General features: G+C 47.2%; 12 protein-coding genes and 1 tRNA gene. 5 read left to right on the forward strand and 8 right to left on the reverse strand.

Going from position 1 to position 12,632, the window contains the following annotated elements; all coding sequences use genetic code 11:
* Positions 1-10 precede the first annotated feature (10 nt).
* Positions 11-451, reverse strand: coding sequence for an NIPSNAP family protein (locus JHJ32_RS15560; RefSeq protein WP_200121577.1), 441 nt, complete (start codon positions 449-451; stop codon positions 11-13).
* Between the two features lie 150 nt (positions 452-601).
* Here JHJ32_RS15560 and JHJ32_RS15565 point away from each other — a divergent pair, with 150 nt between their 5' ends.
* Both JHJ32_RS15565 and JHJ32_RS15570 read left to right on the forward strand, forming a co-directional pair.
* Positions 602-1,417, forward strand: a complete 816-nt coding sequence (locus JHJ32_RS15565) for a cold-shock protein (protein ID WP_200121578.1) — start codon at positions 602-604, stop codon at positions 1,415-1,417.
* A 114-nt stretch (positions 1,418-1,531) separates the two neighbouring features.
* A complete protein-coding gene (locus JHJ32_RS15570) occupies positions 1,532-1,702 on the forward strand; it encodes a hypothetical protein (protein WP_200121579.1) in 171 nt (56 codons plus the stop codon).
* A 133-nt stretch (positions 1,703-1,835) separates the two neighbouring features.
* Here JHJ32_RS15570 and JHJ32_RS15575 read toward each other — a convergent pair whose 3' ends face one another.
* The 5 genes from JHJ32_RS15575 to purL form a co-directional block, all read right to left on the reverse strand.
* Complete coding sequence (locus JHJ32_RS15575; protein ID WP_200121580.1) at positions 1,836-2,609, reverse strand: metallophosphoesterase; 774 nt, start codon at positions 2,607-2,609, stop codon at positions 1,836-1,838.
* A gap of 259 nt (positions 2,610-2,868) precedes the next feature.
* Positions 2,869-2,942: transfer RNA gene (locus tag JHJ32_RS15580), tRNA-His, on the reverse strand.
* 63 nt (positions 2,943-3,005) lie between these two features.
* Positions 3,006-4,895: a molecular chaperone HtpG gene (gene htpG / locus JHJ32_RS15585; protein WP_079718531.1), complete on the reverse strand. Its 1,890-nt coding sequence runs from the start codon at positions 4,893-4,895 to the stop codon at positions 3,006-3,008.
* 213 nt (positions 4,896-5,108) lie between these two features.
* Positions 5,109-5,849, reverse strand: a complete 741-nt coding sequence (locus JHJ32_RS15590) for a DUF6733 family protein (RefSeq protein WP_079718532.1) — start codon at positions 5,847-5,849, stop codon at positions 5,109-5,111.
* A 457-nt stretch (positions 5,850-6,306) separates the two neighbouring features.
* Positions 6,307-8,529: a phosphoribosylformylglycinamidine synthase subunit PurL gene (gene purL, locus JHJ32_RS15595; RefSeq protein ID WP_079718533.1), complete on the reverse strand. Its 2,223-nt coding sequence runs from the start codon at positions 8,527-8,529 to the stop codon at positions 6,307-6,309.
* Positions 8,530-8,683: 154 nt separating this feature from the next.
* Here purL and JHJ32_RS15600 point away from each other — a divergent pair, with 154 nt between their 5' ends.
* The 3 genes from JHJ32_RS15600 (at position 8,684) to coaA (ending at position 11,186) form a co-directional block, all read left to right on the forward strand.
* A complete protein-coding gene (locus tag JHJ32_RS15600; RefSeq protein WP_200121581.1) occupies positions 8,684-9,739 on the forward strand; it encodes a patatin-like phospholipase family protein in 1,056 nt (351 codons plus the stop codon).
* A 30-nt stretch (positions 9,740-9,769) separates the two neighbouring features.
* Positions 9,770-10,138, forward strand: coding sequence for a methylglyoxal synthase (locus JHJ32_RS15605; protein WP_200121582.1), 369 nt, complete (start codon positions 9,770-9,772; stop codon positions 10,136-10,138).
* 91 nt (positions 10,139-10,229) lie between these two features.
* Entirely contained in the window at positions 10,230-11,186 is a 957-nt protein-coding gene (gene coaA / locus JHJ32_RS15610; RefSeq protein WP_079718536.1) for a type I pantothenate kinase, read from the forward strand.
* On the opposite strand, the gene JHJ32_RS15615 is transcribed toward coaA, so the two are convergent.
* Both JHJ32_RS15615 and JHJ32_RS15620 read right to left on the reverse strand, forming a co-directional pair.
* Complete coding sequence (locus JHJ32_RS15615; RefSeq protein ID WP_079718537.1) at positions 11,183-12,082, reverse strand: mechanosensitive ion channel family protein; 900 nt, start codon at positions 12,080-12,082, stop codon at positions 11,183-11,185. The genes coaA and JHJ32_RS15615 overlap by 4 nt on opposite strands.
* Positions 12,083-12,114: 32 nt before the next feature.
* On the reverse strand, positions 12,115-12,624 hold the full coding sequence (locus tag JHJ32_RS15620; RefSeq protein WP_304612946.1) for a dihydrofolate reductase: 510 nt from the start codon (positions 12,622-12,624) through the stop codon (positions 12,115-12,117).
* Positions 12,625-12,632 lie beyond the last annotated feature (8 nt).

The following is a 12,632-nucleotide window of genomic DNA, read 5'->3' on the forward strand; positions in this document are numbered from 1 at the left end:
GGGACAATCGTCATTTGTCCCTGGCTGTATCCATTATTTCCTTGAAATTCATCAACGGCGAATAAGGGACGGCGGCCATGCGGATATCCTGTATCTCCCCGACCAATTGACCATGCAGCCTGCCTGTTTCCTGCTTGATGCGCGCCCATTCTTCATCAGCCATGAATTTATCCCAGCTCGCTTGGAGCACCTGCACATCCGGCCACTCCAGTAAATATACAAAAGCAAGCTTGCCATTGGTGTTGGTCTCCCACATGGCTATGATGTGAAAATCATACTGCTTCATTATCCGCTGTGCATGGTCGTTGAAACGCTGATGGAAAGCGTCTTTATTATGCTCAAAAATTTCATAGATTCGTAACTGATGTACAGGATTGCCTTTGACCTGTTGACGCTGCTGGGCATGGCCGACAAGGGCCGAGAACAACAGCAAAAAAAGTAACGCTTTCATAAAATCCATTGTTAAGAAAGGGGTAATTTTACTTCTGCCGACTAAAGATAAAAATATTTATTCCATCTTTTTATAATATTGCTTTTTAAGCCGTAATAGTGGATTATATTCTTTACCTTTATAGCATTGAAAAAATGCCCAGACCCAACCATGTTCATCGGCGCAGTGAAATGGTTTGACAACAAAAAAGGATTCGGTATCATCGCATTACCGTCGGGAGAAGAGCTATTCCTGCATATCCGGGGTTTTGTTAGCCCACCCCAGGGAGAGATAAAGAGCAGCACCGTAATTTTTGGCCATAAAAAAATAAACGCAAAGCGGGACGGCTATACGGCAGCAAAATGCCGTATCCTTGACCATCAGGAGGATTGGAAGGCAGCCACATTGTTGTTGTTGGGAACGAACGACATGATACAGCTTCCGGATAGACGAAAAAAAGAACACAAGCATAGCCTGATGAAACTGGCTGTCAAGCAGCTCCTGCAGGGAAAAAATGAGAATTTTGCATTCGCTATGCTAACGTCTAATTTTGACAGCAGCTTTGACCCATCCGTATTTATCCCATACGCCATGTTCTTGGAAAAGACTATCCCCCAGGTGCTGGAAAAAACATCCGCCGCGCGCTTACTTGTCCGCATTTTCCAGCACTTCGGGACTTGCATCACCCATGAGATCCTTTTCAGGGTATGGAAAGCGGGCAAATTCCGATACCTGGGTTATGACAAACAGGGAGATTATGAAATACCGGAGGAAGTGCTGAACCTGAATGCGACGGAAATTGGTTATGACGAACTGCGACGGATCAGTGCTTACAGCTTTGGCACCACATTCTGTGCTGAGTTTGTAAATGCATTGTTTGACGGCATCGAAACCATGGAACGAAGTGAAATCGACGCATTGATACCTTACCTTGACTTTTTAGAAAATGGCGACAGGGAATACTGGAAAGCCATTGTCGACACGTAAGCCACAACTTGCCACCGATGCGGGGCTTTCCTTCGGCCAAACAAAATGGCTTATTGGTTGTATTATTCATAGAGGAAACTAATTTATTGATTTGTTTACTTAACCTTTGAAGACATGAGCACCAATAAGACAGAAAAACCGGTCGAAAAAAACACCGAGAACGAGAATACCGACAAGAAAAAACCGGAAGAAAATACCGAATTTACGCCAAAACGCTTTTCGGTCAGGGGGCTGAGAAAACACACTGAGCCGAAGACCAGCCGAAACCCGAAAGGCATACGTTAAGCCGAGGGTCGTTGTCGGCAGCAGGCAGCATCTTTTCCGCTGATGCAACCACATATCGTTTAGGTCCGCCGACTAATTCCGTCGCATCAATCAATGCCGTTCTTTTCGGACGTTGTAATCAAGGAAGCCACCCTTAGCCGGGCCTTGTATTTTCCGCATATAGCGATGGTAGCGGGTCGGACTGCCAGTAAGCTTTGGTGTCCGCATCCATGATAGTCAATCTGCCCGAGTGGCCTGCTCCGGTATCGAGATTCCAGATATTGAATGCATTCAATGGTTCGTCTGTCCCCCAATTGATGGTCGGCGTGTGGCCAAGAAAAACTTCCGAGAAGTCCGGCACGGGCGCAAACGAACGCAACTTTTCGTCTCCTGCCATCAGTAGCTTATGCCGGTAAGCATTTTCCCATAGGGTTCTGTCCCAGTAGAATTCCTGCGGGCGTTGCTGGCTCAGGGGTATGCCCGACAAGAAGCCGCCATGCACAAAACAGCGGTTTTTCACATCGACGTGGTACAGTTGCTGCCTCATAAAGAATTGCCGGTGGGCCGCCGGAATATCCGAGGAAGCGAGCGATGTTTTATAGCCGCTGCGTGTCGCGCGGAACATATCCGGCTTCCCTGCGTGACGGAGATAAGATTTCAGCGTGCCCAATCCGCCCAGGTTCCAGTATTGCGGATGGAAATCCGTCGAAATAAACTCATTGAACCAATCATCGTGATTCCCCTTGATGGCGATCAGGTTTTTTATTTTCATCAACATATCGACGCACTCAAATACATCGGGATATCCATCCGTAATATCGCCCAGCTGGATAAGCTTATCATTATCCGGGTCAAACCCTGACCGCTCAATGCACTGTTCGAGAGCCTTGGCAGCGCCATGTATGTCTCCTAACACAAATGTCTTCATGCAGCAACCGATAACTATCAATAGCCGTAAGATACATAAAATAGCGTATAATACCGCCATTTAACTATCATAAATGGAGTGATGCAACCGAGGAGTATGCCACAACGTTAGATCACTCCGATGTTTCTTGACAATTGATTTTTGACGACCTGAAAGCTCGGCCCGCAGAAGTTAGGCAATATTTTATTATTCCTGATTAGGGCAATTTATCAGAAAAAAAAAAGGGGCAAAAACTCTCAAAAGCTTTTGCCCACTCAAGGGTAAGTAATCGGGCTCGAACCGACGACCTCCTGAACCACAATCAGGCGCTCTAACCAACTGAGCTATACCTACCGTGTTAATGGACTGCAAAGATAATAATCACCTGACAATCCAACAACAATTTTAAAAAAAACCTTAACCTATCAGACTGACACTTCGTTTAACAAAGCTAGTCAACTCATTACCAGTAAGTAATCCGCGCGAAAGCAGCGCCAAATCAAATGCTTGCTTAGCTAACTGCTGGCGCGCGTCTTCGTCTTCATTGGAAAGAATGCGCTTAATCAAGGGGTGGTTGCCATTGATTGTCACCTTATAATTGTCTGGCATTGAGCCATAGAAACTCATGCCACCACCGGTTTGTGCCATGTCTTTCATCCGGCGCATAAACTCGTCGATGGTAACGGTCACGGGTAGATCCTGTTCGCTTAGTGCTTCAACATGCACCTTCATGTTATCCTTGCTGATAGCTTTCTCGAACAATGATGTCACCGTCTTACTTTCTTCATCCGTCAATTGCAGCGTTTTACGTTCTTCCTTCTGAATCAAGTTATCAATGACGTCTGCATCCACACGCTTCAGCTGGGTCTTTTCATTTTTCTGCTCCAGGTACGCCACAAAATGGCTGTCTATCGGCGAATCCAGCACCAGCACATCATAGCCGTTGCCGTTGGCTGTAGCAATATAGCTGTCTTGCTGCGCCACATCATGCGTATAGAGGTACACGATGTTGCCGTCCTTATCTTTTTGGATATCCTTTACCTTTTCACCGTATTCCTTAAGTGTGTAGATTTCGCCTCCGGTATTTTTTAACAAACAGAAGTCAGCAGCCTTTTCTGCGAATTTTTCGTCGCTCAGCATTCCGTATTTGACAAAAAGGCTGATGTCTTTCCATTTTTCTTCAAATCCTTTCCGATCAGTCCGGAATAGTTCCGCCAGCTTGTCCGCGACTTTCTTAGTGATGTGGGCATTTATCTTTTTTACGTTGCTATCCGCTTGCAGGAAGCTCCTCGACACGTTCAACGGAATATCTGGTGAATCGATTACCCCGTGGAGCAACATGAGAAATTCGGGAACAATATCTTTTACTTCATCCGTAATAAAGACCTGGCGTGAATAAAGTTTGATTTTATTTTTCTGAAGTTCGAAATCGTTTTTGATCTTCGGGAAATAAAGGATACCGGTGAGATTGAATGGATAATCTACATTTAAATGAATCCAGAAGAGCGGCTCATCAAATGAGTAAGGGTAAAGCTCACGATAAAACGCCAAGTAGTCTTCGTCCTTTAGTTCAGACGGTGATTTCGTCCAGGCTGGATGGGTATTATTGATGATGTTATCAACTTCTACTGACTTGTACTTCGTATTTCCATCTTTATCCTCCCCGTCGGGTTCACTGCTCGTGCGGGTGCCGAAGCGGATAGGTACGGGCAAAAATTTGCCGTATTTCTCCAATATCTCCTGCAACCGGCTTTTAGTTAGAAACTCCTCGGAGTCGTTGTTGATATAAAGAATAATATCGGTGCCCCGCTTAGCGCGATTCCCTTCCGAAATCTCATACGAAGTGGTACCGTCGCAAATCCAGCGGGCGGGCTCAGCGCCCTCCTGGTATGACAAGGTCTGAATCTCCACTTTGTCGGCTACCATGAATGCCGAATAAAAACCGAGCCCAAAGCGGCCAATAATCTCGTTGGCATCCTTAGCTTCCTTAAACTTTTCAACAAATTCAGTGGCGCCCGAGAAAGCGATTTGATTGATATACTTTTTAATCTCGTCAGCGGTCATGCCGATACCGTTGTCAGAAATCGTGATGGTCTTCGCTTTTTCGTCAAATGAGACGTCGATGGTCGTATCGCCCAATTCGCCCTTGTATTGACCAAGAGCGGCTAACCGTTTGATTTTCTGCGTGGCATCTACCGCGTTTGACACCAGCTCCCGAAGGAAAATCTCGTTATCTGAATATAAAAACTTTTTGATCACCGGGAAGATATTCTCGGTATGGATGGAGATGTTGCCCTTTTCGTTCATATTACCTTCAATTTTGCTGCTGGAACTCAAACAAGGAATGTTCCAGCTTTCTCAGGTAAGACAGGATGACAGCCATCTTTGCTGATTAACTGACAAAACCCCGCCATAAATGGCAGGGTTCAGTAGCCGATGTGTCTTATATCGATGCTATCTGTTCAAGCTGTTTCTTTTTCAAACTTGTTAGGATCGGTTTACCTTAACAAACGCCAAGGACTAAAAACTAAAGCCTGCGCTAACCTTAAAGAAAGAGTCATTCCCTTCGATAAAGTCTCCCCCTGCGGTCAAGCGTGAAAAGACGCCGTACTTGGGCGATGAAAATTGAATGTAAGGACCCAACCACTGGTAGACGTCCGTTGACTCACTGACGTTGGAACCACCGGAATTGATTAGATGTTCAAAATGGGCCCCAAATGAAAATTTCGGACTTACCTTGTACCCTGCATTTGCCCAATAATGCACATAGGACAGCGTCGTGCCGCCTGCGGGTGCCTTATCCCTCAAAGGCGCATAATAACCGAAATACACTTCCCCGTCAATACGCGGTTTGTCGAGGGAAAGGATAACATTCGGCACAATCCCGTCTCCGAAAATCGAAGGCCCTTCCGCCCCACTGGAGAGTAAGTTGCCCCCGGTAATCCCCAGATTTGGGTTAATACCAAAACCGTCGGCCACATTGAAATTGGCCCCCACTCCAAATTCGGTCCAATTGCCCCAGCCGGCACCGGTACCTGCGGACCACATGATACCATAAAACGTCAGATCAACTGTTGGATTTAATGAATACGCCCCGGAAAACGAGGGCGCAAAACCGAAAAATTGATCAGAAACCAACGCCAGTGTGAACGAAAAGTCATCGTCATCGTCTTGCGCAGCCACGTTGGTTGTGCTGACAACTATTAAAAACAAAACGCTCAAAAGGGTTTGCAGACTTAGTGGTGTGATTTTTTTCTTCATAATTTTACTTCTTTAAATTTTAAACAAAGACATTCAGCGAAAGAACTTAAACATGGACAGCATAAAACATAAAAGCAACCGACTACCAACTGGTAATTGACAGAATCCCGCCAACAAGCAACAAAAAAAGTGTTTCATTCAAACAACAATGGTAGTCAAACACAAAAAACCACCGAAATCATTAAAAAACAATCAATATACACCACAAATATGTATAAATATATTATTAAATCAATCAAAATATTACAATTTAATCAAAAAAATAAATAGTTTTTGATATTTTATTCTTTTTTATATGCCGAAAAAGCAAAACGAATACCTATTTTATCCAAATCGGACAACACAAAACATCCAAAAACCGTACTTTAAAAACAAAAACAAGCTAAACAGCCTATTTTTTTTCAATAAAAAAAGCCCAGCAATATTGCCGGGCTCCAGAATCGGGAAGAATTTTCAGTTACTCGCCTAAAATATTTTGGATTGCATTGTCATAAATCTCTTTTGCATGGCTTACGGTGTCGTACAATGTTCCATCCACTACGAATCCATTTTTGGTCACCGCACCCAAAAGCGAAAACTCTGTTCCGCTCGCTGCCAGCAATTCCACAAAGGCCTCTTGTGCATCCGGTTTAACAGACACCACGATTCGGCCTTGGGCTTCCCCGAACAAGAAAGCATCCCTGCGGATTTCACTGTCTGTATCAATGGCAAATCCGAGATTGCCAGCCATCGCCGACTCGGCCAACGCTACATATAGCCCGCCATCTGAAACATCATGTGCCGATACGATGAGCCGTTCATGGATCAGGTGCTTGATAACCTGATGTGTCGCATATTCCTCATCCAAATCAAAATAAGGAGCCGGTGAAGCTTTCACGCCGTGGTACGACGCCAGGTATTGCGACGACGCTATATCATTGCGGGACTCACCGATTAGATAAATATAATCGCCTTCCGCTTTAAAGTCCAACGTCATCAGGTTGGATACATCGGGCAGCAGCCCCAGCATACCAATGGTCGGTGTAGGGAATACCGATCCCCCATCCGGCGATTGATTATAGAAGCTCACATTACCGCCGGTTACCGGCGTCTGGAACTTGAGGCAAGCCTCCCCCATCCCTTTGATTGCATGGACAAACTGCCAATAAACCTCCGGTATATAAGGATTACCGAAATTAAGGCAGTTCGTAATTGCCGAAGGTTCGCCTCCCGCGCAGGTGATGTTGCGCGCCGCTTCTGCAACCGCAATAGCACATCCCTTCTGCGGGTCAGCGTTTACATAACGGGAATTACAGTCTACGGTCAACGCTATTGCCTTATTCGTGCCCTTTACTGCCACCACGGCTGCATCGCTTGGCCGGTTGGTTGTCACGGTGGCCGTTCCGACCATCGAGTCATACTGCTTAGTGACCCATCGCTTGGAGGCGATATTCGGATGCGACAGCAAATGCTGCGCAACCTCGCGAAGATCTTCGGGTTCGGCGATATCCGTTATTTTGAACTGTTGATATTGTGCAAAATAAGCAGGCTCCTTATATTCCCGGTGATAAACGGGGGCACCTCCGCCCAATACAAGGTCGTCGGCTGGCACATCGGCCACCAGCTCGCCATGCATGTAATATTCCAGCCGCCGGGTATCCGTCACCTCACCGATGATGGCGCAGTTCAGATCCCATTTGTCAAACACGGCCTCCACGTCAGCTTCCCGACCTTTCTGTACCACGATGAGCATTCGCTCTTGTGACTCAGACAGCAGTATTTCATAGGGCTTCATGTTGGCCTGCCGCGTAGGCACCTTATCTAAATCAATCCGCATGCCGTGTTTGCCTTTGGCAGACATCTCTGAATTGGAACAAATAATCCCGGCAGCCCCCATATCTTGCATACCGACGACGGCACCGGTCTTAATGACCTCAAGTGTGGCTTCCAGCAACAATTTTTCCTGAAACGGATCCCCCACCTGCACGGCGGGCAAGTCGTTTACAGAGTCTTCCGTAATATCTTTGGAGGCAAAGGCCGCACCGTGTATACCATCCTTGCCTGTAGCCGACCCGACGATATAGACCGGATTACCCACACCGTAGGATGTGGCTGACACGGTTTCACCCACCTTGACGATCCCTGCAGACATCGCATTGACCAGGGGATTCACTTGATAGCATTCATCAAAAAAAACCTCGCCGCCAACCGTGGGGATGCCAAATGCGTTGCCGTAATCGCCGATTCCCTTGACCACGCCCTTTATCAGCCACTGCGTGCGCGGATGGTTGATGTCGCCGAAACGCAACGAGTTGAGTTGCGCAATCGGACGTGCCCCCATGGTAAAGATATCCCGATTGATACCGCCCACACCGGTTGCAGCACCCTGATAAGGCTCCAACGCAGAAGGGTGGTTATGGGATTCTATTTTGAACGCACAGCCGAGGCCATCGCCGATGTCAACCAAACCTGCGTTTTCTTCACCTGCCTTGGCTAGCATGTGTGGTCCCTCCTTGGGCAAAGTCTTCAGCCAAACAATGGAGTTTTTATATGAGCAGTGTTCGCTCCACATCACCGAAAAAATTGACAATTCAGTAAAATTGGGCGTCCGCCCCAAAATTTCGATGATTCGCTCAAACTCTTCAGGCAGCAAGCCCAATTCGGTTGCAGTTTCTACGGTGGTCAATTCCTGTGTTTCCAAGATGAATGATTAAAAATGATGAACACTAATATTTCCTGCAAAAATAAGGATAAGATTTGAGATGTGGGGCATGAGATGGAAGACCACGTTACAGATGAAGGCCACAGGCGGAAGATTATGAGAAAAGTTATATTTTTACCGCAAACTATAAACGATGAAGAGAATCCTTTCGATAGACGGCGGCGGAATCCGCGGAATCATTCCGGGTATGTTGTTGGCGGCTTTAGAACGGAGATTAAAGCGTATAAGTAATAATCCGGATGCCGCAATCGCTGACTATTTCGACTTTTTTGCGGGCACTAGCACAGGGGGCATCCTTATCTGCTTGCTGCTGTGCCCCGATGACCAGACACCGCCCCGCCCGAGATTTTCGGCGAAAGAAGCATTGGATATTTATGTGACACACGGCAGCGATATCTTCAAGGCCGGTTTCTTCCGGCGACTGATGGCCAAATTTGGCCTATTGAGCGAACGTTACCCCAGTGCAACCCTGGAGCATGTCCTGCAAGCCTACTTTGGCGAGATTAAACTGAGCGAACTTCTCAAACCATGTATCGTGACCGCCTATAATATCGAGCTCCGTAAAACGCACTTTTTTAGGCAGCAGACCGCCATTGTGCGCGGCGATTCGCGCGACTTTTACTTGCGTGACGTCTGCCGGGCCACCTCGGCCGCCCCCACTTATTTCAGCGTCGCCGAAACATATTCCATCAGTGGCACGCGCTACCCACTGCTTGACGGCGGCGTATTTGCTCCCAACCCTTCGATGAGTGCGCTGGTGGAAGTCACGCGGGCGTTCAATGAAACCAAAATCAATGATATCGCTATTTTGTCTTTGGGCACCGGACGGTCAAGAAAAGCCTATGATTATGAACACTTCAAAAAGAGGCGGGCAATCTCCGTGGGGCCTGCCCTGATTGATATCATGATGAGCGGGGCCGCCGAAAGCAGCGACTTCTTCTTACAGCAACTGTATCGATCTGCCGGCAAAGCAGAGCAATATATCAGGATAGAGCCGAGCAACCTGCACAGCATACATGAGGAGCTGGATGCGGCAAGCTATAACAATATCCAGAAATTAATCGCGCTGGGCGACAGGATGGTCAGCGAAAATGATGAGCTGCTGAATCAGCTGGCAGGTCAATTAATAAGCGAAAAGGAGCATTCGCAGACCAGAAGCCCCTGGCGGTTTCTGTCTGCCAAAGGCTAAAATGCCTCTTAAATCTAAAAATTATACGTGATGAAACAAAAAACAATAGCACTCATTGCGCATGACGGCAAAAAGCCCGAAATGGTCGGATTTGTGAAAGACCATGTCGCTTTATTGCGCGATGCAAAACTTGTAGCCACGGGCACTACCGGGTCCTACATCAGACAAACAGGATTGGCTGTCGAACTGAAGCTCAGCGGCCCAAAGGGAGGCGACGCGCAAATCGCAGCCTTAGCCGCTGAAGGCAAGGTAGATGCCATTATTTTCTTCCGCGACCCATTGGGAAAACACGCCCATGAGCCAGACATCCAGATGCTTATGCGGGTTTGCGATGTATACAACGTGCCGCTTGCAACCAATCCGGCTACGGGAGAGCTCATTTTGAAAGGTTTACTTTAAAACGGGTGCCACCTAAAAGTTTTTATTCCAGCGGTATCGAGAATGCCGCGCATTTTAGCTAAGTTTGCAGCTTCCACCAAACCCCATCGGTATGGTAAAAACGGACAACGGTATTACATATTCACCCTTCCGCCACATTACTCGGGAGGAATGGAAGGATCTCAACGGCCATCCATCTTACCTCATAGCCGATGCCGACATTCATAAGCTCAATGCCTTGAATGAGCCCCTGACCATGCAGGAAATTGAAGACGTCTATTTTCCGTTGAGCCATTTGTTACAAATACATATCGACAGTTATCGCCAACTGCACCAAAAAGCCAACTCGTTTTTTAATAACTACAGCAAGCGCCTACCTTTCATCATCGGGATAGCGGGGAGCGTGGCGGCAGGTAAAAGTACCACAGCGCGGGTGCTGCAGAAAGTACTGTCACTTTCTCCGGGCAACCCCAAGGTGGACCTTATCACAACAGATGGCTTTTTGCACCCCAACCATTACCTGGAATCCAAGGGGATACTTAATCGAAAAGGGTTTCCCGAAAGCTATGACACCAGGCGGCTGCTTGGCTTCCTGTCTGACATCAAATCCGGCAAGGAACTGGTTTCCGCCCCGGTGTATTCTCATTTGGCCTACGATATCCTGCCGAACGAGTTGCAATGGATAGCGCAACCGGATGTATTAATCGTGGAGGGCATCAATGTGCTGCAGGTAAATGTCAAAGGTAAACACCGCGGGCCGCGCGTGTTCGTATCGGACTTTTTTGATTATTCCATCTATGTCGATGCCAGTCCGGAAGACCTGTTGGAATGGTATATTCAGCGGTTTAAATGGCTTCGTAAAACCGCATTCCAGAACCCCGGCTCTTACTTTCACCGTTATGCCAACCTGAGCGAGGAGGAAAGCATCAAAATGGCCACCCAGATTTGGAATGAAATCAACAAGCCTAATCTCCTGAAAAACATTTTACCCACCCGGCTCCGTGCCGATCTTATCCTCGAAAAAGGCAACCACCATTTCGTGAAAAGTGTAAAAATAAGAAAGGTCTAGTCATTACTTCGGCTCCGGGCTTGTTCGGCGTCATACGCAATCACGCGTTGGTACAGCTCACTTCGTACTTTTCTCCGAATGTCAGCATCCCGTTTAGTGGTAAAAAATTGCAGTTTGTATTTAACAACGTCTTTCCCCACACCGACAACTTTAAACTGAAAACTTCCCGTCACAATGGCTCCGCCATATTGTTTCACTACCTCCTCCAGACTGTTTTTCAACGCCTCATGATCATATGAGTGGGCCAGCGGCAACTCAAAGTCCATGGACAGCTTTTTGGAATTTTGGAGGGATTGGTTGATAATGTTGGCGGTAAATGCCGTATTGTTGGGGATTAGCACCACGTCGTCATCTTCATTTTTAACCATAATATTGGCCAGGGTGATGTCTACAATCTTTCCCTTGTGCTCCCCTATCCGCACATTGTCGCCGATAGTAAATTGGTCGGAAAACATAATCAATAGCCCGCTAATCATGTTCGTGATGTAGTCTTTGAACAACAGTGCGATGGCCATGGCGACAATCGTGATGCTTGTTAGAAATTCTTTTGGATTGATCCCAAACATCAGCATCAACCCGATAACCGCAAAAGCAACGTTTAGCAAAGCAGCGATTTGGTTGATGCCCAACACATAATTGCCCCTTATCCGGTCATTCTTTGTGTTGCGCTGCTTGTACAGTGCAATAAACATAAACCTGCCAATTGAGATAAGCACACTACCGGTGAGAAAGGTATTGATCCCGTAAGCAAATTGGCGAACGCGGGGATAATCGCGGTACCACGTTTCCGCCGTGGCAAACGAATAGGCAATCACCACCCATAGCACCACTTTGAAAATAAAGAAAAGCCGTTCCTTGATGGCTCTGCGCTTTACGATATCAGACACTGCTGCCATAGCCGTAAAAATACACAATTCCTACAATTTCATTACGCCCGTTCGTAGCACAGGAACGTGTAGGCAAAAGCATGCCGCTCATCCGGCTCGTGGTGCTGGCTGGATACGATAGTCCACTCCCGCTCATCCAGCTCCGGAAAATAGGCATCGCCGGCAAGCGTCGCATGCACCCGGGTGAGGTAGATGCGGTTCGTGATAGGTAATGCCGCTTTATAGATTTCAGCACCTCCCACCACAAATACTTCTCCGTCGCCTGTGCACCGTTGTATGGCTTCATCAAGCGAATGTACCACTTCGGCCCCATTGATTGCATAATCCGCTTGGCGCGTGATGACGATATTGCGTCGATTTGGCAAAGGCTTGCCAACCGATTCGTACGTCTTGCGCCCCATAACGACGGTATGTCCCGAGGTAGTCTGTTTAAAAAACCGAAGGTCATTCGGTAGATGCCATAGCAGTTCGTTGCCTTTGCCAATCGCATTATTTTCTGCAGCCGCCACAATAGCGGAGATAAATGGTCTGTCCATCAGTACGCTGTCCATAAGCATCG

Source organism: Parapedobacter sp. ISTM3 (genome assembly GCF_016533505.1).
GTDB lineage: Bacteria > Bacteroidota > Bacteroidia > Sphingobacteriales > Sphingobacteriaceae > Parapedobacter > Parapedobacter luteus.

Excerpts from the sequence above, each read along its gene's own strand:
- JHJ32_RS15575 (WP_200121580.1), bottom strand. The coding sequence starts at position 2,609 with ATGAAGACATTTGTGTTAGGAGACATACATGGCGCTGCCAAGGCTCTC.
- htpG (WP_079718531.1), bottom strand. The coding sequence starts at position 4,895 with ATGAACGAAAAGGGCAACATCTCCATCCATACCGAGAATATCTTCCCG.
- JHJ32_RS15570 (WP_200121579.1), top strand. The coding sequence starts at position 1,532 with ATGAGCACCAATAAGACAGAAAAACCGGTCGAAAAAAACACCGAGAAC.
- JHJ32_RS15565 (WP_200121578.1), top strand. The coding sequence starts at position 602 with ATGTTCATCGGCGCAGTGAAATGGTTTGACAACAAAAAAGGATTCGGT.
- JHJ32_RS15605 (WP_200121582.1), top strand. The coding sequence starts at position 9,770 with ATGAAACAAAAAACAATAGCACTCATTGCGCATGACGGCAAAAAGCCC.
- JHJ32_RS15560 (WP_200121577.1), bottom strand. The coding sequence starts at position 451 with ATGAAAGCGTTACTTTTTTTGCTGTTGTTCTCGGCCCTTGTCGGCCAT.
- coaA (WP_079718536.1), top strand. The coding sequence starts at position 10,230 with ATGGTAAAAACGGACAACGGTATTACATATTCACCCTTCCGCCACATT.
- JHJ32_RS15590 (WP_079718532.1), bottom strand. The coding sequence starts at position 5,849 with ATGAAGAAAAAAATCACACCACTAAGTCTGCAAACCCTTTTGAGCGTT.
- JHJ32_RS15620 (WP_304612946.1), bottom strand. The coding sequence starts at position 12,624 with ATGGACAGCGTACTGATGGACAGACCATTTATCTCCGCTATTGTGGCG.
- JHJ32_RS15600 (WP_200121581.1), top strand. The coding sequence starts at position 8,684 with ATGAAGAGAATCCTTTCGATAGACGGCGGCGGAATCCGCGGAATCATT.
- JHJ32_RS15615 (WP_079718537.1), bottom strand. The coding sequence starts at position 12,082 with ATGGCAGCAGTGTCTGATATCGTAAAGCGCAGAGCCATCAAGGAACGG.